Origin of the sequence: Trinickia dabaoshanensis, assembly GCF_002879885.1 — a bacterium.
Lineage (GTDB): Bacteria > Pseudomonadota > Gammaproteobacteria > Burkholderiales > Burkholderiaceae > Trinickia > Trinickia dabaoshanensis.
Genome location: NZ_PNYA01000008.1, coordinates 82,327 through 102,065 on the forward strand (window position 1 = coordinate 82,327; position 19,739 = coordinate 102,065).

20 protein-coding genes are annotated in these 19,739 nt (G+C 66.6%); 6 read left to right on the top strand and 14 right to left on the bottom strand.

Translation table 11 applies throughout. The annotated features are described in order from the left end of the window. Positions 1-4 precede the first annotated feature (4 nt). The 5 genes from C0Z18_RS10580 (at position 5) to iolB (ending at position 6,659) form a co-directional block, all read left to right on the top strand. Positions 5-820: an ATP-binding cassette domain-containing protein gene (locus tag C0Z18_RS10580; protein WP_233217265.1), complete on the top strand. Its 816-nt coding sequence runs from the start codon at positions 5-7 to the stop codon at positions 818-820. Positions 821-854: 34 nt separating this feature from the next. Further along, entirely contained in the window at positions 855-2,870 is a 2,016-nt protein-coding gene (locus C0Z18_RS10585; RefSeq protein WP_102645363.1) for a bifunctional 5-dehydro-2-deoxygluconokinase/5-dehydro-2-deoxyphosphogluconate aldolase, read from the top strand. Beyond that, complete coding sequence (gene iolD, locus C0Z18_RS10590) at positions 2,870-4,831, top strand: 3D-(3,5/4)-trihydroxycyclohexane-1,2-dione acylhydrolase (decyclizing) (RefSeq protein WP_102645483.1); 1,962 nt, start codon at positions 2,870-2,872, stop codon at positions 4,829-4,831. The genes C0Z18_RS10585 and iolD overlap by 1 nt, the downstream gene beginning before the upstream one ends. Before the next feature lie 107 nt (positions 4,832-4,938). Continuing rightward, entirely contained in the window at positions 4,939-5,859 is a 921-nt protein-coding gene (gene iolE, locus C0Z18_RS10595) for a myo-inosose-2 dehydratase (RefSeq protein ID WP_102645364.1), read from the top strand. Further along, on the top strand, positions 5,856-6,659 hold the full coding sequence (iolB, locus tag C0Z18_RS10600; protein ID WP_102645365.1) for a 5-deoxy-glucuronate isomerase: 804 nt from the start codon (positions 5,856-5,858) through the stop codon (positions 6,657-6,659). The genes iolE and iolB overlap by 4 nt, the downstream gene beginning before the upstream one ends. Here the strand turns inward: iolB and C0Z18_RS10605 are convergent, their stop codons facing one another. The 10 genes from C0Z18_RS10605 to C0Z18_RS10650 all read right to left on the bottom strand — a co-directional run bounded on the left by C0Z18_RS10605 (position 6,660) and on the right by C0Z18_RS10650 (position 15,863). Then, on the bottom strand, positions 6,660-7,412 hold the full coding sequence (locus C0Z18_RS10605) for an ABC transporter ATP-binding protein (protein ID WP_102645366.1): 753 nt from the start codon (positions 7,410-7,412) through the stop codon (positions 6,660-6,662). Then, positions 7,409-8,206: an ABC transporter ATP-binding protein gene (locus C0Z18_RS10610; RefSeq protein WP_102645484.1), complete on the bottom strand. Its 798-nt coding sequence runs from the start codon at positions 8,204-8,206 to the stop codon at positions 7,409-7,411. The genes C0Z18_RS10605 and C0Z18_RS10610 overlap by 4 nt, the downstream gene beginning before the upstream one ends. Then, a complete protein-coding gene (locus C0Z18_RS10615) occupies positions 8,203-9,450 on the bottom strand; it encodes a branched-chain amino acid ABC transporter permease (RefSeq protein WP_102645367.1) in 1,248 nt (415 codons plus the stop codon). Before C0Z18_RS10615 ends, C0Z18_RS10610 begins: the two co-directional genes overlap by 4 nt. After that, positions 9,443-10,381, bottom strand: coding sequence for a branched-chain amino acid ABC transporter permease (locus C0Z18_RS10620; protein WP_102645368.1), 939 nt, complete (start codon positions 10,379-10,381; stop codon positions 9,443-9,445). The genes C0Z18_RS10615 and C0Z18_RS10620 overlap by 8 nt, the downstream gene beginning before the upstream one ends. A gap of 1 nt (position 10,382) precedes the next feature. Next, positions 10,383-10,883, bottom strand: coding sequence for an acyl-CoA thioesterase (locus C0Z18_RS10625; RefSeq protein WP_102645369.1), 501 nt, complete (start codon positions 10,881-10,883; stop codon positions 10,383-10,385). 33 nt (positions 10,884-10,916) lie between these two features. Continuing rightward, positions 10,917-12,305 carry a sensor histidine kinase gene (locus C0Z18_RS10630; RefSeq protein WP_332888208.1) on the bottom strand — a complete coding sequence of 463 codons (1,389 nt, stop codon included), beginning with the start codon at positions 12,303-12,305 and terminating at the stop codon, positions 10,917-10,919. A 21-nt stretch (positions 12,306-12,326) separates the two neighbouring features. Next, positions 12,327-13,010, bottom strand: coding sequence for a response regulator transcription factor (locus C0Z18_RS10635; protein ID WP_102645371.1), 684 nt, complete (start codon positions 13,008-13,010; stop codon positions 12,327-12,329). An 11-nt stretch (positions 13,011-13,021) separates the two neighbouring features. Continuing rightward, on the bottom strand, positions 13,022-13,843 hold the full coding sequence (locus C0Z18_RS10640) for a MipA/OmpV family protein (protein ID WP_233217266.1): 822 nt from the start codon (positions 13,841-13,843) through the stop codon (positions 13,022-13,024). Positions 13,844-13,951: 108 nt separating this feature from the next. Further along, entirely contained in the window at positions 13,952-14,482 is a 531-nt protein-coding gene (locus C0Z18_RS10645; protein ID WP_102645373.1) for an NUDIX domain-containing protein, read from the bottom strand. A gap of 118 nt (positions 14,483-14,600) precedes the next feature. Then, the gene (locus C0Z18_RS10650) at positions 14,601-15,863 is read right to left on the bottom strand and encodes a YbfB/YjiJ family MFS transporter (RefSeq protein ID WP_233217267.1); all 1,263 of its coding nucleotides are present in this window, start codon (positions 15,861-15,863) and stop codon (positions 14,601-14,603) included. Between the two features lie 178 nt (positions 15,864-16,041). Here C0Z18_RS10650 and C0Z18_RS10655 point away from each other — a divergent pair, with 178 nt between their 5' ends. After that, entirely contained in the window at positions 16,042-17,004 is a 963-nt protein-coding gene (locus C0Z18_RS10655; protein WP_102645374.1) for a LysR substrate-binding domain-containing protein, read from the top strand. Between the two features lie 3 nt (positions 17,005-17,007). On the opposite strand, the gene C0Z18_RS10660 is transcribed toward C0Z18_RS10655, so the two are convergent. The 4 genes from C0Z18_RS10660 to C0Z18_RS10675 are packed head-to-tail and all read right to left on the bottom strand — an operon-like array spanning position 17,008 to position 19,670. Then, the gene (locus tag C0Z18_RS10660; RefSeq protein WP_102645375.1) at positions 17,008-17,373 is read right to left on the bottom strand and encodes a response regulator; all 366 of its coding nucleotides are present in this window, start codon (positions 17,371-17,373) and stop codon (positions 17,008-17,010) included. Positions 17,374-17,406: 33 nt separating this feature from the next. Beyond that, on the bottom strand, positions 17,407-18,369 hold the full coding sequence (locus tag C0Z18_RS10665) for a chemotaxis protein CheX (RefSeq protein WP_102645376.1): 963 nt from the start codon (positions 18,367-18,369) through the stop codon (positions 17,407-17,409). A 30-nt stretch (positions 18,370-18,399) separates the two neighbouring features. Then, positions 18,400-18,936 (bottom strand): hypothetical protein, encoded by a 537-nt coding sequence (locus C0Z18_RS10670; protein ID WP_102645377.1) that lies wholly within the window; start codon positions 18,934-18,936, stop codon positions 18,400-18,402. After that, the gene (locus C0Z18_RS10675) at positions 18,933-19,670 is read right to left on the bottom strand and encodes a methyl-accepting chemotaxis protein (protein ID WP_102645378.1); all 738 of its coding nucleotides are present in this window, start codon (positions 19,668-19,670) and stop codon (positions 18,933-18,935) included. Before C0Z18_RS10675 ends, C0Z18_RS10670 begins: the two co-directional genes overlap by 4 nt. Positions 19,671-19,739 lie beyond the last annotated feature (69 nt).

The following is a 19,739-nucleotide window of genomic DNA, read 5'->3' on the forward strand; positions in this document are numbered from 1 at the left end:
AACGATGACTTCCGCTAATCCCATGCAAGATCAGAACGCCGACTACATCCTCGCGCTCGAGAACGTCAGCCGCTACTTCGGCACCGTGATCGCGCTCAAAGACGTCACGCTGCGGCTGCGGCGCGGCGAGGTGCATTGCCTGCTCGGCGATAACGGCGCAGGCAAATCCACGCTGATCAAGACGCTCGCCGGCGTGCATCAGCCGAGCGAGGGCCAATACCTCGTGGATGGGCAGCCGGTGAGCTTCGCCTCGCCCAAGGATGCGCTCGATCTCGGCATCGCCACCGTCTATCAAGATCTCGCGCTCGTGCCGCTGCTCTCCGTCGCCCGCAACTTCTTCATGGGCCGCGAGCCCAGCAAGAAGCTGTTCGGACTGATCAACGTCCTCGACATCGAGACGGCCGCGACGACGGCGCGCGACAAGCTCGCCGAGATGGGCATCAACGTGCGCGACGCGCATCAGCCGATCGGCACGATGTCGGGCGGCGAGCGCCAGTGTCTGGCGATCGCGCGCGCGATTCACTTCGGCGCGCGCGTGCTGATTCTCGACGAGCCCACGGCGGCGCTAGGCGTCAAACAAAGCTTCAACGTGCTCAAGCTCATTCACAAGGCGCGCGAGCGCGGCATCTCCGTCATCTTCATTACCCACAACGTGCATCACGCCTACCCGATCGGCGATTCGTTCACGCTGCTCAATCGCGGCCGCTCGATGGGCACGTTCACGAAAGACACGATCAGCAAGGAAGCCGTGCTCGACATGATGGCCGGCGGCGCGGAAATGCAGAAAATGATTGCCGAGCTCGACGGCGCAACGATCTAACGCGGTTCACGACGCTCACTGAAGGATTCCTTTCATGGCTGCCTCTCCCACCACTAACATGACCAACAGCCGCTTCGCGCCGGGCCGAGCGCGCGACATCATCTGCCTCGGCCGCCTCGCGGTCGATCTGTACGCTCAGCAAATCGGCGCCCGGTTGGAGGACGTCACGAGCTTCGCCAAATATCTTGGCGGCTCGTCGGCCAACATCGCCTTCGGCTGCGCGCGGCTCGGGCTCGCCTCGGCCATGCTGAGCCGCGTGGGCAACGACCACATGGGGCGCTTTCTGACCGAAACGCTCGAGCGCGAAGGCTGCGACGTGAGCCACACGCGCACCGATCTCGAACGGCTCACCGCCCTCGTGCTGCTCGGCATCAAGGATCGCGACACGTTTCCGCTCGTGTTCCATCGCGAAAACTGCGCGGACATGGCGATCGACGAAAACGACTTCGACGAAGCGTTCATCGCGTCGAGCAAGGCGCTCGTCATCACCGGCACGCATTTTTCGACGGAGCAAGTGAATCGGGCCAGCCGGCGCGCGCTCGAATATGCGCGCCGCAATCAGGTCCGCACCGTCCTCGATATCGACTATCGGCCCGTGCTGTGGGGGTTGACCGGCAAGGCCGACGGCGAGACGCGCTTCATCGCCAACGAAAGCGTCACGGCGCATCTGCAACGGATCTTGCCGCTCTTCGATCTCGTCATCGGCACGGAAGAAGAATTCCGCATCGCGGGCGGCAAGCATGAACTCGTCGATGCGCTCGCCATGGTGCGCGCGGTGACGCCCGCGACGCTCGTCGTCAAGCGCGGCCCGCTCGGCTGCACGATCGTCGAAGGCAAGGTCCCCGCCTCGCTCGACGATGCGCCCACCGAGCACGGCATGCAAGTGGAAGTGCTCAACGTGCTCGGCGCGGGCGACGCGTTCGCCTCGGGTTTTCTCTCCGAATGGCTGCGCGACGCGCCGCTCGAGCGCTGCGCGCAAACCGCCAACCTGTGCGGCGCGCTCGTGGTATCTCGCCATGCTTGCGCCCCGGCCATGCCGACACCGGCCGAACTCGACTATCTGCGCGATGCGCTCGCGCGCGATCCCGAGAGCATGCGCCGGCCCGATCTCGACGCCAAGCTCGCACGCCTGCACCGCGTGAGCGTGCCGCGGCCCGCGCACGAGGAGGTGCTCGGCTTCGCGTTCGATCACCGCAATCAGTTCTTCGAACTCGCACAGCAAACGGGTGCGAGCCTCGCGCGCATCTCCGCGCTCAAGCAGTTGTTCGTCGAAGCCGTCGCGCAAACCGAGCAAGCGCTCTCGTTGCAAGGGCGCATCGGCGTGCTGATCGACGACCGCTACGGCCAGGACGCGCTCAATGCCGCGACGGGACGCGGCTGGTGGATCGGCCGCCCGGTCGAACTGCCCGGCTCTTCTCCGCTCGTGTTCCAGCATGGACGCTCGGTCGGCACGGCACTCGTCGCCTGGCCGCGCGAGCATGTCGTCAAATGCCTGGTGCAGTACCACCCCGACGCGCCGATCGACGAACGCATGGAGCAAGAGGCCCAACTGCGCGCGCTCTACGACGCGGTGCAGGCGAGCGGGCACGAACTGCTGCTCGAAGTGATTCCGCCCAAGCGCGACACGCTGCCCGCCGCGCCCGATACCGTGTATCGCGCGCTGAAGCGGCTCTATAACCTCGGCATTCAGCCGGAATGGTGGAAGCTTGCGCCGCTCGCCGCCGGCCAGTGGGAGGCGATCGATGCGCTCATCGCCGAGCGCGATCCCTACTGTCGCGGCGTGGTGCTGCTGGGGCTGTCGGCCGGTGTCGATACGCTAAGCGAAGGCTTCCGCGCAGCCTCCGGCTCGAAAACGTGCAAAGGCTTCACCGTCGGACGCACGATATTTCACGAGCCGAGCCGGGCATGGCTGGCCGGTGAAATCGACGACGCGACGGTGATCGCACAGGTGCGAGCGACGTTCGAAACGCTGATTCAAGCGTGGCGATCGGCGCGCGGCGAAACCGGCGGCACGGCGCAATCGCATTCGACGCGGCGGGAGGCAGCGTGATGAACGTACGACTCGAGCAACCGTCGGCAAGCGGGACGCTCGCGAGCCAAGGCGGCACGCAGGCAGCGACGATTCGACTCACGGCCGCCCAAGCGCTCGTGCGGTACTTGGCCGCGCAACAGGTGGTGGACGAAGACGGCGTATCGACGGTCCCGATGTTCGGCGGCGTGTTCGCGATCTTCGGCCACGGCAACGTCGCGGGCCTCGGCGAGGCGCTTTATCAACATCGCGACGTGCTGCCGACCTATCGCGCCCACAACGAGCAAGCGATGGCGCACAGTGCCATCGCTTACGCTAAAGCGCACTTCCGGCGCCGCATGATGGCCGTGACGACCTCGATCGGCCCCGGCGCGACGAACCTCGTCACCGCCGCCGCGCTTGCGCACGTCAATCGTTTGCCCGTCCTGCTGCTGCCCGGCGATGTGTTCGTTTCGCGCGCGCCCGATCCCGTACTCCAGCAGGTCGAAGACTTCCAGGACGGCGGGATATCCGCCAATGACACCCTCAAGCCGGTCTCGCGCTACTTCGACCGCATCGTGCATCCGTCGCAGTTGCTCACGGCGTTGCCGCGCGCCATTCGCGTGCTGACCGACGCGGCGCTGGCCGGTCCCGTCACCCTCGCGCTGCCGCAGGACGTACAAGCGATGGCGTACGATTATCCGCGCTCGTTTTTCGAGCCGCGCATCGTACGCTTTCATGCGCCGGCGCCCGGAGACGAAGAGCTCGAAGCGGCGGTGCAAGCGTTGCGCGCGGCCTCGCGACCCGTCATCGTCGCCGGTGGCGGGGTGCTCTATAGCCGCGGCGGCGCCGATGCGCTACGCGCGTTCGCCGAGCGTCACGGCATCGCGGTGGGCGAGACACAGGCCGGCAAGGGCGCGCTCGCGTGGGATCATCCGCTCAATGCGGGCGCCATCGGCGTGACGGGCTCCACCGCGGCGAACGCGCTGGCGCACGAGGCCGATTGCGTCATCGCCGTCGGTACGCGCTTGCAGGATTTCACGACGGGCTCCAATACGCTGTTCAGCCAAGCACACGTCATCGGCATCAATGCGAATGCGTTCGATGCGCTCAAACACCGCGCGAGCGCGCTGCTATCCGATGCGCGCGCCGCGCTCGATGCGCTCAGCGAGCGGCTCGGCGGCTGGCAAGCGAACCCGGCTTGGACCGAGCGAGCGCGCTCGCTTAGCGGCGCGTGGCGCGAGACCGTGCTTTCGCGCACGCACGCCGCGCCGGCGGTGGATGCCCTGCCCTACGACGCCGACGTGATCGGCGCGGTCCAGCGCTCCGGCGCAGACTCGACGCGGCAAGACATCGCGGTATGCGCGGCCGGCACGCTGCCGGCGGAACTGCACAAGCTCTGGCGAGCGGCGCGGCCCGGCGGCTATCACGTCGAATACGGCTACTCGTGCATGGGCTACGAAATCGCCGGCGGGCTCGGCGCCAAACTGGCACGGCCCGAGCGCGAAGTGATCGTGTTCGTGGGCGACGGCAGCTACCTCATGATGAACAGCGAGATCGCGACCTCGATCATGCTCGGCGCGAAGCTCATCGTCGTCGTGCTCGACAATCGCGGCTACGGCTGCATCAACCGTCTGCAGCAAGCGTGCGGCGGCGCGCCGTTCAACAACCTGCTCGACGATTGCCTGCAAGGCCCGCTCGGCGCGCCGAAGATCGACTTCGCCGCCCATGCGCGCTCGCTCGGCGCGTTGGCCGAGCACGCGGCCGATATCGGCGAATTCGAAGCGGCGCTCGTGCGGGCACGCTCGGCCGAGCGCACCTCGGTCATCGTCATCGATACCGATCCGGCGCGCACGACGAACGACGGCGGCTGGTGGTGGGAAGTGGCCGTGCCCGAAGTGTCGGCGCGAGCACCCGTGCGAGACGCACGCGCCGCCTACGAGGCGAAGCTTGCGCAACGTGACGGCACACCCACGGACGAGACCGGGCGCCGAGGCGATTGATCGAGCGAAGCGAACGCATCGACCCGGCGGCCTCGACCACGGTCCGACTAAACCCCGAACCAACGAACATCGACACACGCAACATCAAGCGAACAAAGGAACGCAGCATGACCGATTTTAAAGTGCGCATCGGCGTGAATCCGCTCTCTTGGATGAACGACGACCTGCCCTCGCTCGGCGGCGAGACGCCGCTTTCCGTCGCGCTGACCGAAGGCCGCCAAATCGGCTACGAAGGGTTCGAGCTCGGCAATAAATTCCCGCGCGAACCCGCCGCGCTGAAGGCACTGCTCGCGCAGTACGATCTCGCGCTCGTCTCCGGCTGGTACTCCGGCCGTTTGGCTGAACGCAGCGCCGACGAAGAGATCGAAGCCGTCGGCCCGCACCTCGAATTGCTGGCCAAGAACGGAGCCGACGTGATGGTCTACGGCGAAGTCGCGCAAACCATCCAAGGCTCTCCGGTCCCGCTGTATCAACGGCCGCGGTTCTTCACGGAGGCGCAGTGGGACGCCTACGCCGAGCGCCTCGACCGCTTCGCGCGCTATACGCTCTCGCAGGGCGTGCGCGTGGCCTACCATCATCATATGGGCGCCTATGTCGAGACGCCGGCCGACGTCGATAACTTGATGAAACGCACGAGCGATGCCGTGGGCCTGCTGCTCGACACCGGCCACATCACGTTCGCGGGCGGCGATCCGCTCGCGACGCTCGAAGCGCATGCGCCGCGTATCTGCCACGTCCATTGCAAGGACGTGCGGCCCGAAGTCGTCAAGCTCGCGCGCAATCGCGATTGGAGCTTCCTCGAAGCTGTCATCAACGGCGCTTTCACCGTGCCCGGCGACGGCGCGGTCGATTTCCCCGCCGTCATCGCCGCGCTCAAGCGCCACGGATACCGAGGCTGGCTCGTCGTGGAAGCCGAGCAAGATCCCGCCGTCGCCCCGAGCTTCGAATACGCGCAGCTCGGCTATCGCACGCTGCGCAAGCTCGTCGATGCGGCGAACGCACCCGCTGGCGAGAAGGAGCTAGCATGAGCCTGCTGGTCAAAACCCAGCGCGAGGGTATGACGATCGCGCGCGTGACGCCGGAGACGGCCGGATGGCGCTATGTCGGCTTCGTCGCCTATCGGCTCGCGCAGGACGAAGTGCTTTATGTCGACGAAACGGCGCGCGAATCGTGCATCGTCGTGCTGTCGGGCGCCGTGACGATCGAAGCCGGCGGCGCGCGCTACACGAGCGTCGGGGCACGCGACAGTGTTTTCGAAGACAGCGCGCCTTACGCCCTGTATTTACCCCCGCATGTGCGCGCGACGGTACGCGCCGAACGCGATACCGAACTCGCCGTGGCCAGCGCGCCGGCACAGGGCCGCTATCCGGCCCGCCTGATCGAACCCGCGCAGATGAAACGCTCCGTGCGAGGCAAAGGCGCGAACACGCGCTACGTCTGCGACATCCTCCCGCAAACCGAGCAGGCCGAATCGCTGCTCGTCGTCGAAGTGCGCACGCCGAGCGGACACTCGTCGAGCTATCCGCCGCACAAGCACGACGCCGATCATATTCCCGTCGAAAGCGCGCTCGAAGAGACGTACTACCACCGGCTCAACCCGCCGCAAGGTTTCGCGTTTCAGCGGGTCTATACCGATGCGCGCGATCTCGACGAATCGATGGCCGTCGAGGATCGCGACGTCGTCATGGTGCCGCGCGGCTATCACCCCGTCGTGGTGCCATATGGCTACGACTCGTACTATCTGAACGTGATGGCGGGCCCGCAGCGCGCGTGGCACTTCAAGAACGATCCCGCCCATGATTGGATCGCCCAGCGCGATGCGCTCTGATCAATCGCCGCGTGGCCGGCCGGGTTCCCCGTCGGTGCGCCCGGCAAGCGCGCCGAGCGCGATCCATTCGTCGACGATCGCTGGGTCGAGCCGGTCCACGGCCCCGTCGTAGACGATCCGTCCATGCCCCATGACGGCGACGCGATCGGCCACCGCGCCCGCGAGCGTCAGCCGTTGTTCGATTAGCAAAACGGCCCCGCCCCGCTCGCGCAGCGCCAACAGACACTGCTTCACCGCTTCGACGGCGGCGGGCGCGAGCCCCTCGGTGGGCTCGTCGACGATGAGCAAGCTCGGCTCGCCAATGAGCGTGCGCGCCAATACCAGCATCTGCTGCTCGCCGCCCGACAACGCGCCCGCGTGGGTCGCGCGGCGCTCCGCCAGCATGGGAAAACGCGCAAAGGTCTCCGCCAGCCGCTTCTTCGCGTCGCCGGCCACCCCCGGTTTGATGCCCAGCCGTAAATTGTCTTCGACCGAAAGGGTGGGAAACACTTCGCGCTGTTCGGCGACATAACCGATGCCCCGCCGCGCGATCTCGAACGTAGACCGCGCGCTCAGATCGTCGCCCGCGAATCGGATCGAACCGGTTCGGCGCACCAAGCCGACGAGCGCCTTGGCAAGCGTCGAACGCCCCGACCCATTGCGTCCGCACAGCAGCACGATCTCGCCCGCATCGATGCGCAAATCCACGCCGTGCAGCACCTGCGCCTCGCCGTACCAGGCGCGGACGGAACGGACATCGAGCAGCGCCGTCATGGCCTCTCCTTCGCCGCGGGTGCGCCAAGGTACGCCTCGCGTACGCGCGCATCGGCGCGAATCCGATCCGGCGTGTCCGTCGCCACGATACGCCCTCGCACCAGCACGGAGACGCGATCGGCCAGCGCCTGCACGGCATCCATGTCGTGTTCGATGACGAGCACGGTCTTGCCCGCGCTCGCGCGTTGCAGCCACGAGATCACTTGCGCCGCTTCGTCTCGGTTCATCCCGGCTGTCGGCTCGTCGAGCAGCAGCGTACGGGCGCCGCTCGCCCAAGCGATGCCGAGGTCGAGCCTGCGCTGCGCGCCGTATTCGAGCGCACCCGCCGGCGAATGCGCCGCCTGTTCGAGGCCGAGATCGACCAGTACCTCCCACGCACGCGCTTCGATCTCGGGCGAGCGGCGCCACCAACGCATCCATTTCGCGAACGGCGCCCTCGCGTTCGCCCCTGCCCGCATCGTCACCTCGCCGCACCACAGCGCGCAGCGCACGTTTTCGAATACCGATTGACGGGCGAATACGCGTGTCGTCTGGAAGCTTCGACCCAGCCCTGCCCGCGCGAGAACATGTGGGCGATGCCCCGTCACGTCGGTGCCATCGAGCCAAACACGTCCGGCGTCGAGCCTGAGCGTTCCGCCGATGACATTGAACAGCGTGGATTTCCCCGCGCCGTTAGGGCCGATCAGCGCGTGCCGTTCGCCGGCCGCGACCGATAGATCGACGCCGTTCAATATGCGCGCCGCGCCGAAACGCCGCGTGACGCCTTCGAGCCGAAGCGCGTGGGCCGTCGTCACGACAACCTCGCTTCGCCCGCGCGCCGCAAGCAAATGCGCGTGAGCGCGTACGAACCGGCACCGATTGCAACGAGCACGGCGAACGTCGACCAGGTCGCCCCGGAGCCCAGATCGAACGCAAGCGATCCGATCCGCCAAACGCCGCCCGCATCGGCGGCGAAGCGGCGCGCGTAAAGCGATTCGACGGCGATGACGAGCGCGCCGCCCCACGCCGCCCCGGCCGCCGTGCCGAGCGCGTAGGCCAGCGCGAGCGTGCGCACGCCGTAGCGCCGCGCGCGCGCCCCATGCCGAGCCCACCATCCGGCGATGCCCTCGGGCAGGCACGATACGACGGCAATGAAAGACAAACCCAAGTAGACGGGCCAAGCGCGCGTGACGCTCGCCAGCGCGACGCTGAGCGCCGTCAACACGAGCGCGCCGAGCACCGGCCCGAAAAACGTCGACGTGCCGCCGATCACGGTGGCGATCAGCACGGCGCCCGAGCGCGTCATGGCCACGCTTTCCGACGATGCGAGTTCGACGTCGATCAGCGTGAGCGTACCGGCGATACCCGCGAAAAACGCCGCGATGACGAACATCGCGAGGCGAACGCGGCGCGGATCGATGCCCAGCGCGGCGACCCTCGCGGCGTTCTCGCGCACGGCATTGGCCATCCGCACGAGCGGCGTGCGCGTGAGCGCGAACATGGCGACGATCGCGAGCGCTGCCCAACTCGCGATCAACGCATAAGCCTCGCGTTCGGGGCCGAACGTGAGGCCGCCCCACGTTGCGGCGCTGCCGCGATCGATCGTCACGCCGGCCGCACCGCCGAATCCTTCGGGCAACGTCCATACCGCGGCGGCAGCGAGCTCGCCGATACCGAGCGTGATCATGGCGAAGGCCGTGCCCGCGCGCCGCGTGGCGACGAGGCCGAACAGCAAGCCGAACGCCGCGCCGCCGGCTCCGCCCACGAGCGGCAACCACGGCAGCGCAATACCGCCGCGGTTGAACAGATGCGCGGCGGCGAACGCGCCGAGGCCCGCGAAGGCGGCATGACCGAACGAAAGCAGCCCCGTCTCTCCGAGCAGCAAGTTGTACGAGAGTGCGAGCACGATCATCGCGGCCGCCTGCGCGAAGTAGGCGATCAGCCAGCTCTCGTGCAACACGGCGAGCGGCAACGCGAGCAGCAGGGCCAGCGCGATCCAGGGTGCGGCACGCGCGGCGGCCGACGTATCCGGCGGCAAACGCAATCGCGGATCAGGCATCGTCTTCCCGCGTTCCGAACAGCCCGCGCGGACGGCAGGCCAACATGACGACGAGCAGGACGTACGGGATCAGCGGCGCGACCTGCGCCACCGAGAGCGCGGCCCACACGGGCGGCAGCCTCATGCCGACGGGTTGCGCGAGCGTACCGAGCGATGCCGTGCTGCCGATCGCCCAGGTCTGCGCGCACCCGATCAGCACCGAAGCGGCGAACGCCCCGCCGAGCGAGCCGAGCCCGCCCACGATCACGACGACGAAGACGATCGAGCCGACCGCTTCTGCCATGCCGGGCTCGACGACGGCGAGCGGCGCCTCGATCACGCCGGCCAGCGCCGCGAGCGCCGTGCCGACCGCGAATACGAGGTTGCCGATGCGCGCCACATCGTGCCCGAGCGCCTGCACGGCGTCCGGATGCGTGAGCGCCGCGCGCAGCACGAGGCCGGTGCGCGAGCTGCGCAGCAGCGCGTACAAGGCGGCCAGCGTCGCGACCGACACCGCCATCATGAAGGCGCGATAACGCGAGAAGGCGGCGTCGCCGAGCGCGAGCAGCGGTCCGTCGAGCACGGCCGGCACCGCGATCGAGACGCTGCCCAGGCCCCAGAGCAGCTTCACGAGTTCGGCCAGCAGATAGGCAAGACCGAACGTCAGCAATAGTTCGTGCAACGGCCCACCCGCGCGCGCCCGGCGCAACAGCGTCCGTTCGATGACGGCGCCCGCCGCGCCCGTCGCGACCGGCGCGCAAACGAGCGCGATGCCGAAGCCCAGGTGCGCCGCGATCGTGTAGCCGAGATAGGCGCCGAGCATATAAAAGCTCGCATGCGCGAAGTTCAGCACGCCGAGCATGCTGAAGATGAGCGTGAGCCCGGCCGAGAGCATGAACAGCAGCAGCCCGTAGCTGACGCCGTTCAACGTGGCGACGGCGAATGCATGCACCTTAACCGCGCTCCTCGCCCGCCGCGCTCGCAACGCTCGGCACGACGAGCGCTTCTAGCGCCGAGCGCAGCGGCGCGGGCAGCGCGCCGACGGGACGGCGCGTCGCGCGATCGACATAGACGTGCACGAAATGCCCCTGCGCGGCGGCTTGCGCCTCCCCTGCCTTGAACAAACCCACCTCGTAGCGCACGCTCGACGACCCGATGCGCGCCACGCGCAACCCGGCTTCGACGCGCTCCGGGAAGACGAGCGGCGAGAAGTAATTGCACTGCGTTTCGACGACGAGGCCGATCGTCGCGCCATGCTCGACGTCGAGCACGCCGGCACGAATCAAGTACTCGTTGACGACCGTATCGAAGTAGCTGTAGTAGACGACGTTGTTGACGTGGCCGTAGACGTCGTTGTCCATCCAGCGTGTGGTGATCGGCAGGTAATGGCGAAACGCCTGCCTGCTCAGCGGGCTAGCCTTGCGTCCCCCACCCAAACCCGCGGTGTTCTCCATGGTTCCCTCGTTGCGGTTCGATCAAGAACGAGATCATAACCAGACAGTGAACCGAGTTCCAACCGTACGCGAGCTGACGGTGAGCCGCCAATCGTGCGCCTGCGCGATTTCGCTGCAGATGGCCAGTCCGAGCCCCGCGCCGTCGTGCTCCACGCCCGGGGCACGCCAAAACCGCGTAAACAGGAGCGGAAGATGGTCCTCCCGGATGCCGGGGCCCTCGTCGCAGATCGTGATCGATGCGCCGTCCAACGTCAACAAGACGATGGAGTCGGCCGGCGACACGTTGATCGCGTTCTCCACGATGTTCTTGAGCAAGATGAACAGCGCGCCTTTGTCCGCCCGGATTTCGGGCAGCGCGCCATCCTCCTGGACCGACAGCTTGACTTGCTTGGCATCGGCCTTACGCGTCAGGTAATCGACGACGTCGTGCGCCACCTCGGCGGCGTCGATCTCGGCAAAATCGAAATTTTGCGCCTCGCTGACCTCGGCCAGATGCAGCAGTTGCCTGACCTGCCGCGCCATCAGGTCGACCTCGCGCAGCAATAAGCCCTTAGCTTCGATCGTAGGCTCGAGCTCGATCTGCCCGCGGATCAACGTGAGCGGTGTCTGAAGCTCGTGCGCGGCGGCCGCGAGAAACTCCTGCTGAACGGCAAACCCCTTCTCCAATCGCGCGAGCGCCTCGTTGAACGCATTGATCAACGGTTTGATTTCGCTCGGGACGCCGGTGGCGGACAGCCGTGTTTTCAAATGGCTCGGCGTGATGCGAGCCGCCGCTCGAGACGCCTCTCGCAACGGTCGAAGCACGCGGTAGATCGTCAACGGCAGCACCAGACCGAAAATGACGAACGCCACCAACACCACGGTTTTGACGGTGGCCGGAATCGGCGCGACCTTCAATTCGATCAGCGCCTCGACGAAGCGCGCGCTCGTCGCCGTCTGGACGAAGAATGCGGAACCGCCACGGGCGACGCGCTGCGTCGCGATAAAAAACGGCCGCCCATCGATCGTCGAGCGAACGATGATGCCGGCGGCATCCGGCAGGCTCGCGCCCGCGAGCCACGGGCCGTCCGCCTTCGTACCGCTCGACGCCAGCACGACGTGCCCCGCTGCGTCCAGTACACGGTACTTGAGCTCGGATGCGGCCGTCTCGAACAACCAAGCCTCGCGTTTGGACAACTGCACGGAGACGGGTACGCCAGCCGAGTCGAATCGAACGCCGGCGGTCACATGGTGCACGCTCTCCATTTGCTCGTGCCGCCCCAACGTCTGCTCGGGATAGTGATCGAACACGTAGACGAGCACCCCGGCAAACACCGTGAGGCCGGCGGCGAGCGCCACCACCGTGGTGACCCATAGCCGCGCCGACAAACTTCCAATCCAGTGATCGAGCATCACACTCTCGCGTTCAAGCGTACCTCTCACGATGCGCCGAGGACCGTGCATTCAGCGGCCCGCGGCCTCCTCCAAGGCAAAGCCCACGCCGCGCAGATTCGTCAAGCGCACACGCGTATCGAGCACCGCGAGCTTCTTGCGCAACCGGTGCACGGTCACCTCCAACGCATTGGGTGTGACGGCTTCGCCCAAACCCCAAGCGGCGTGCTCGAGCGCCGAGTGCCGCACGATTCGCCCAGCCGCTTGCACGAGGCAAAGCATGATTTGCAATTCGGCGGGGGCCAATACGACCGACACAGCACCGCAACGCATCTCACGATGTTTGGGATCGACGGTGAGGCCGGCGAACGACTGCACGAGCTCGGTGAGCGCCGCCGGGCGCCGCATCAACGTCCGCACGCGCGCCACGAGCTCACTCATCTCGAACGGCTTCGTCACGTAATCGTCGGCACCGCTTTCGAGGCCGTCCACGCGATCGTGCAGCGCATCGCGGGCCGTCAGCATCAAGCACGGCGCCGTGAGCCCCCCCGCCCGCAATTCGCGCAGGAAGCTCAGCCCATCGCCGTCGGGCAGACCGCGATCGACGATCAAGACCGCATAGTCGGCTTGCCGTAACCCATAAGCGGCCTCGGAGAGTGTGCGGAAGAGGTCGGCTTCGATTCCCACCGCGGCGAGCGCGCGCGCCACCATATCGGCAAGCCGCGCATGATCTTCGACAATCGCAACTCGCGACATAAGGGCGATGGTCACTTGAACTGATAAACGTATCCGACCTTGACTTCAGGGATGAACCGTTTGCCGACGAGCGGACTATCCGTGATGCCGCTGCCGAGATGCGAGACCCCGGCGTCCAGCAAAATGCTTTGGTGCTGAGTCAGCTTGTAGTTCACGCTCGCGCCCAGCGATGCGTTCCAGGTCGCCTTCCCCGCGTAAGCCGGACGGGCCGCGCTCGCTTCGAACGGTAGCACGCCGTAATAATAGTCGACGTACTTCGCGCTCAGCCAATCCATGCCCGCGTGCGGCGTCAGCGAAAACTTTCCGAAATCGAAAGACTTGCGGTAGTCGAGACTCGCGCGCTCGCCTTTGTTCCCGCCCACGAGATACTCGGCGGAAAGCGTACCGAACGCGGTGCGCCATGCCAGCGCGGGGCCGTACCAGAAGGCGCTGCCGTTGCGGTCCTGCATGCCGTTGAGGATCGGGGCGTCGGACTGCTTGTATCCGTCGCTGATCGAGAATTTTCCGCGCAGCGCGACGCTCACGCCGGACCAGCTTCCGACCTTGACGTCGATCGTCGTGCCGAAAACATGCAGCCATTTGTCGTCGAAGTAGACGAGTGGAAGCGGCTCGACTTTCGTACCGTAGCCCTTATAGGGAGACTGAGCGAGGCCGACACCCGCGCCGAGCCCCCAGTGGGTCACGTTCGTCGCATTGCTCAAAACGGTAAAACCGGAATCGTCGGCGCCGGTAGGAACGGTGTCGCCGCTTTCCGCCCTCGCGGTCCCGGCGGATAGCGCGAACAAGACTAGCGGCACGCACCAGCGGCGCACCGGCAAGGCACTTTTTTTCAATTTTTCTTCCCGGAAGTCATTGGACACGGGCGACTTTAAAGTGGCCCGACTTACCGCTTACTTACCGGGTGGTGACCGCGTAGCGACCGGGTAGCGACCGGCGGGCGCCTACTGCCCCGCCCTCTCGACGAACTCGAACGGCAACCCTTTTGCGCGCATCCAATCGCCGAGTGCTTGCCCGGTCCCCGACCGCCACGGCCGCAGCTTCGCCGGCTCGACCAGGCGATACTCGAGCAACTCGGGCGAGAGCGCGACCGAGCCTTCGGCCTTGACGTGATACGCGATGATGAGTTCGTTCTTGCGGATGAATTCGTACACGCCGACGAGCTCGGTCTCGCGCACGTGCAGCGACGTTTCCTCGAGCACCTCGCGGGCGATACCGGCCTCCGGCGTCTCGCCTTGCTCGAGAAAACCCGTGATCAGCGCGAACACGCCTTCGGCCCATGCCGCGTTGCGCGCGAGCAAGATCTTGCCCTCGTATTCGACGATGGCCGCCACGACGGGAACGGGGTTATTCCAGTGCACGTAGCCGCACTCTTGGTCCGGACAAGCGCGGCGCAAGCGGCCGCCGTCCTCGGTGGCATCGGCGCGCTCGATCAGCGCGTTCGCGCAGTGTGGGCAGAATCGGTAGTCGCTCATAGGATGGAAAACGCGGCGGGCACGCGGCGCCCGATGGCCGAAACGCGCTCATTCTAGCGGCTTTGCTCGCCCGGAGCGTCGAGCCGCGCCATGCGAGCCACGGCCCCGGCGAACACGCTCAACGCGACTTCGAGGCCAGCACGATCAAGCCCGCCGCACCGATCAGCAAAACGCAGACCGCCAACCAAAGCGCCGGCGCGAACGAGCCCACGTGCGCCGCGATCGGCGCCGCCACGAGCGGCCCCGCGATTTGGCCGATGCCGTAGGCCGCCGTCGCGTAGCCCATCAATCCCGCCGCGTGCTCGCCGTGCAGTCGCCTCGCTTCGCGCATGGCGAACAAGGTGATCGCCGTGAACGGCAAGCCGATCAGAACGCTGCCGATCGCGAAGCCGGCGGCCGTCGGCAGGACGATCCCGAGCGCGATCCCGATGGCCTGCACCACGTAGCACACCGCAAGCAAGAGCCGGTTGTCCCAACGAGCCGGCAAGCGCGCGGCGAGCAGCGAACCAGGAATCAACGCGGCGCCGAACATCGGCCAGAACAGATCGGGCCAACTCGATCCCGGCAACGCATGCCGGGCGATGACGGGCAAGAACGTCGCCGTGATGATGTAGCCGAAGCCCGGCATCCCGTAGAGCACGACGAGCCATACGCTGCAGATGCGGCGCTCGCGCTCGCTACTGGGAGAGCCCGCGTTCGTGCCGGCGGACGATCGCGCGCTCGCCGCCCGCACGGAGCGCTCGGGGGGCGAGCCGCCCGCTCCGCTCGATCGTGTACCGGGCCGTGCCGGCGCGAGCGTTCGCCAGACCCCGGCAGCCGCCGCGACGCATAGCGCACCGAATACGAGCCAGCCCACGTTGGGACCGAAACGCCCCGCCGCGCTCGCGATGAGGCCCGTTGCCACGATGCCGATCCCGGGCCCCGTGTAAATCACGCCGCCCCATGCGGGCGCACCGAGCCTAGCGAGACGCGCGAGCCCCCACTGAGAGGCGAAGACGAACGTCCAGGCGCTGACGACACCCGCCACGAACCGAATCGCCATCCAAACCGGAAAACCGCCGACGATGCCCATCGCGAGCGTGAGCACGGAGGTGGCCACGAGCCCCGCGCGCACCATCCTCGCATGCTCGACCGGCAAAAAAGCGCAAGTCAGCGCGCCGGCGAAATACCCCGCGTAATTGGCCGAGGCCAGCAAGCCGCCCGAGCGCAGATCGAGCTCACCCGCATGCAGCATGAGCGGCAACAGCGGCGTGAACGCGAAGCGCCCGATGCCGAGCGCCGCGGCGAGCGCGACCATACAGGCGAGCGCGACGCGCCCCGCGCTGCCGCTTTCTCCAGCCCGAGGCCACGCGCCCTCGCCCATCGAATCAGAGTGAGCCATGAACCGTTCCGTTACCGACGTCTAAAAACCGCCTAGCGACGCCCATGCCCGAAGCATGCGCCGCGCCGCCCGACAAACGGTATCCGATATCCGGCAGCGCCCCGACAGGCAGATTACCGGCCTGCAAGCATCATGAAAAATGAATAATATTGATGCAATCCATCCCTCGGAGAGAATCATGGACTTGGCCGCGTTGACCATCTTTCGGGCCGTCGTGCGAGAAAACGGCGTGACGCGGGCCGCCGCGAAGCTGAACCGCGTTCAGTCGAACGTAACGATGCGCATCAAGCAGTTAGAAGAACAGCTCGGCGCGCCCTTGTTCGTCCGCGAGGGCCGGCGGCTCGTCCTCACGCCGGCCGGCCGCACGTTGCTGCCGTACGCGGAGCGGCTGCTCGCGCTTGCCGACGAAGCGCGCCACGCGCTGCGCGAGGATCGCCCGCGCGGCCGGCTCGCGCTGGGTGCAATGGAAAGCACGGCGGCCAGCCGCCTGCCGCGGGTGTTGGCTGCCTATCACCAGCACTGGCCCGAGGTCGAACTCGAGCTCGCCACCGGTACGACGGCTTGCCTGATCGAGCGCGTGCATGAATTCGAGATCGACGCGGCGTTGATCGCCACGCCGCCGGACCCCTCGGCGCTGACGGACGAGTTCGATTCCGTTCCCGTGTTCGACGAGCAATTGGTGATGGTGACGCCGCGCGGCCACCGCGCGATTCAGGGGGCGAACGACGTCGCGCTGTCGACGCTCGTCGCCTTCGAGCGCGGCTGCGCTTACCGCAGCTATGTCGAGCGTTGGTATGCGGAGCATGGGCTGCGGCCCGCGCGCACGCTCGAACTCGGCTCCTATCATGCGATTCTCGCGTGTGTCGCCGCGGGCGCGGGCGTCGCCGTGGCGCCGCGCTCCGTGCTGGAGGTGCTGCCCGGCGGCGCGCGGGAAGTGGCGATCCACCCGCTCGGGCCGCTCGGCGCGGTGCCGACGCTGCTGATTTGGCGTCGCGGCCACGACTCGGCCGCGCTCCACGCGTTGCGCGACGCGCTCTTGGCCGACGCGCGCGGCGCGAATACGGCACGCACGAAGAGCACAAAGAGCACAGCGAGCACCGGCAGCGAGCAAGCGCCGCAGCCGGATGCCGTGCGAACCTAACCCTTAACCGGCGAGCTTGCGAAACGTTTCGAGCACGGCCTCGCCCTTGAACGGCTTGACGATCCATCCCTTGACGCCGGCCGCCTTGCCGCGCTCCTTCATGGCGGGGCTGCTTTCGGTCGTCAGCATGATGACGTTGACCGCGCTCATGGCGAGCTCGCTGCGCATTTTTTCGACCATCGTCAGGCCGTCCATGTTGGGCATGTTGACGTCGCTGATGACGAGCCGCACGCCGGGATTCGACTTCATCTTGGCGAGCCCGTCCTTGCCGTCCACGGCCGTGTCGACGTCCAAACCGCTCTTGCGCAGAAACCCGGCTACTTCGTCGCGCACGGTGCTCGAATCGTCCACCACCAGAATCTTTGCCATCTCTAGTCTCTCGAATTGACGTTGATTTGAAAGTTAAAAAAGCTCGAGTTCGCCGGCTTCGATCATGGCGTCGACATCGGCGGCCGATCCCGGGCAAGCCTCGGGCGACCAGCTCAAGCTGAAAATGAAGCGCTGATCGAGCGCGACGGATGCACCGGTCGCCTCGTCGGTCAATCGATACTTGAAACAAAGCTGCGGGTTATCGGTGCCGAACGAGATATAGCGATGCTTGTGATTGACGAGCAGCGGCACTTGCACCTGCGAACGCGCGAGCGGCTCGGGGCCGCCGAGGAAGCGTTCCTTGAACGCGCCCCAGATCAGGTTCGTGAGCTCGCCGAGCAACTCGTTCAGATCGCGAAAGTCCACGTCGCCCTCGTGCGCGAGCGCGCTGCCGCGAACGACGGCCGCCAGCGGCGCCTCCTCCGTTTGCATCAGCATGTAGCCGCGGCACCACGCGCTTTCGAGCGCGATGAGACTGAACATCTCGCCGAAGATGATCCGGTCGCGCACGATGCACGGCGTCTCCCAACTCACGGTCAAGTGTTTGAACAGACCGGCCAGGCGAGCCTCCGTGATCTCGGAGATACCGCGCACGAGCGCGTTCGGGTAGTCGAGGCTGAACAGATACTCGTCGATGGCCGCGGCGAGCGGCGCTGTGTCCTCGACGGTGTACGTTGCGCAGACGACGTCCGCCAACGCGGGCGGCAAGCCGTCGCGCCCTTGCTGCCGTGCGCGCCGCAAGATGATCGGCAATTCGGGGCGCAAGGCGTCGATGCGGGTGGCCGTTGCCGCGCTTTCGGCGGGCGAGCCGCCGTAGTCCTCGGCGAGGAGCACGGCGCCGAGATCGATGTTCGAGCGCAGCACGCTCGTGAGCCGGCTCTTGCGCGCTTTGAGCCCGATCAGGTTGTGCTCGTCGCAAAAGCGTCGAATCGCCGCGAGGTGCGCGGGCGAATCCTCGAGCACCAGCACTTTGCTGACCGGCTTATTCGTGTTCATGTGCCGCTACCTTCGTCATGCCCTACGGTTTCAAAACAACTCGAGTTCGCCCGCGCTTTCTTGCACGTCGGCCACCTGGGCGACGAAATCGAGGGATCGTTGCGCGCAGACGCACAACGTCGCCCGCAACCGCGCCGCGTGCTCGATCGTGACGTCGTAGACCGCCACGTGCTGAGGATCGAGTTCATCGAGATAGCCCATGCAGTCGCTGGACAGCGCATACGGCGTCGACATGCCGAGGTCGGGAAAATGCTCGACGAGTTGTTGGTTGATCGCGCCGCAGCACAAGTTGCCGATCTCCATCGCGCTCTCGCGCAGCGAACGCTCGGCGCTATGCGCCGCGTAGTAGCCGCGGGTGGCGTCGTCGTCGGCGAACTGCAACAGCAGCACGATGCGGAAATCGATCGAGGCGATCGTGAGCACGATCATGTCGACGCTCGAGTCCATGTCGCCCTGCCCCGCCACGCGCTCGATCTCGCACGCGTGACCCGCATCGACCGTCAAACGCGTACGTGCCGCTTGGAAGAAAATGCGCTCGAAGCTGTCCTGCGCCGCGTGGGTGATCACGTCGCCCGCCGCTCGAGCTTCGATTCGAATTGCGCCGCGAGCGACTCGACGCTCGCCAGTGCCGCCGTGATCATCTTTCCGCCCGCTTGAATGTCTTGGAAGGTCGCGGTCGTCACCAGATCGTTGCGATCCAGGCTATCGCGATAGCTCTTGGACAGTTCCTGCGAGCGCGTGGCCAGCGCGCGCACTTCGCCCGCGACGATCGAGAAACCGCGGCCCGCCGCGCCCGCGCGCGCTGCCTCGATCGAGGCATTGAGCGAGACCATCAGCACGTGGTTCACGATGCGCGCAAGCTCGTGGTTCTTGTTGTGCATGTCCTGGTTTTGGGACATCAGCGAAATCATCTGCTCGTGCCAGCGCTCGAACGTCGCCGAAAACGCCTTGAGCCGCGCCGCCTGCGCTTCGATCTTTTTCGCGTGGCCGAGCAAGTCTTCACGGCGCGCTTGTGTCGACTCGAGCGCGGTGCGAGCCTCGCCCAGTAGTTCCGATTCGCGCGCGAGCGTTGCCGTCAAACGATCGTTTTCGCCGGCGAGTTGCGCGATGCGCGCTTCGTGCTCGGCCAAGGCGGCGCCCGTGCGCGCGAGCGCTCGTTCGTGCGTTTCGGCGAGACGCGCGAGCGCCTCATCGTGCCTACGCGCGGCGTTTCGGCTTGCGCGCCTACCGCCGATCCGCGCGCCCAGGGCCATCACCACCACCGCGACGGCGATCGCCCCTACCGCCCACATCCATTGCATTAGAACCACAGCTTTCCCCAACTCGACCCGCCAGCCTTGCTTGCTACGTTCATACCTGCCGTCCCGTTC

Bases quoted from the DNA above. Each gene is read 5' to 3' on its own strand.
- C0Z18_RS10580 (WP_233217265.1), top strand. From the start codon at position 5: ATGACTTCCGCTAATCCCATGCAAGATCAGAACGCCGACTACATCCTC.
- C0Z18_RS10585 (WP_102645363.1), top strand. From the start codon at position 855: ATGGCTGCCTCTCCCACCACTAACATGACCAACAGCCGCTTCGCGCCG.
- iolD (WP_102645483.1), top strand. From the start codon at position 2,870: ATGAACGTACGACTCGAGCAACCGTCGGCAAGCGGGACGCTCGCGAGC.
- iolE (WP_102645364.1), top strand. From the start codon at position 4,939: ATGACCGATTTTAAAGTGCGCATCGGCGTGAATCCGCTCTCTTGGATG.
- iolB (WP_102645365.1), top strand. From the start codon at position 5,856: ATGAGCCTGCTGGTCAAAACCCAGCGCGAGGGTATGACGATCGCGCGC.
- C0Z18_RS10605 (WP_102645366.1), bottom strand. From the start codon at position 7,412: ATGACGGCGCTGCTCGATGTCCGTTCCGTCCGCGCCTGGTACGGCGAG.
- C0Z18_RS10615 (WP_102645367.1), bottom strand. From the start codon at position 9,450: ATGCCTGATCCGCGATTGCGTTTGCCGCCGGATACGTCGGCCGCCGCG.
- C0Z18_RS10625 (WP_102645369.1), bottom strand. From the start codon at position 10,883: ATGGAGAACACCGCGGGTTTGGGTGGGGGACGCAAGGCTAGCCCGCTG.
- C0Z18_RS10635 (WP_102645371.1), bottom strand. From the start codon at position 13,010: ATGTCGCGAGTTGCGATTGTCGAAGATCATGCGCGGCTTGCCGATATG.
- C0Z18_RS10645 (WP_102645373.1), bottom strand. From the start codon at position 14,482: ATGAGCGACTACCGATTCTGCCCACACTGCGCGAACGCGCTGATCGAG.
- C0Z18_RS10650 (WP_233217267.1), bottom strand. From the start codon at position 15,863: ATGGCTCACTCTGATTCGATGGGCGAGGGCGCGTGGCCTCGGGCTGGA.
- C0Z18_RS10655 (WP_102645374.1), top strand. From the start codon at position 16,042: ATGGACTTGGCCGCGTTGACCATCTTTCGGGCCGTCGTGCGAGAAAAC.
- C0Z18_RS10660 (WP_102645375.1), bottom strand. From the start codon at position 17,373: ATGGCAAAGATTCTGGTGGTGGACGATTCGAGCACCGTGCGCGACGAA.
- C0Z18_RS10665 (WP_102645376.1), bottom strand. From the start codon at position 18,369: ATGAACACGAATAAGCCGGTCAGCAAAGTGCTGGTGCTCGAGGATTCG.
- C0Z18_RS10675 (WP_102645378.1), bottom strand. From the start codon at position 19,670: ATGCAATGGATGTGGGCGGTAGGGGCGATCGCCGTCGCGGTGGTGGTG.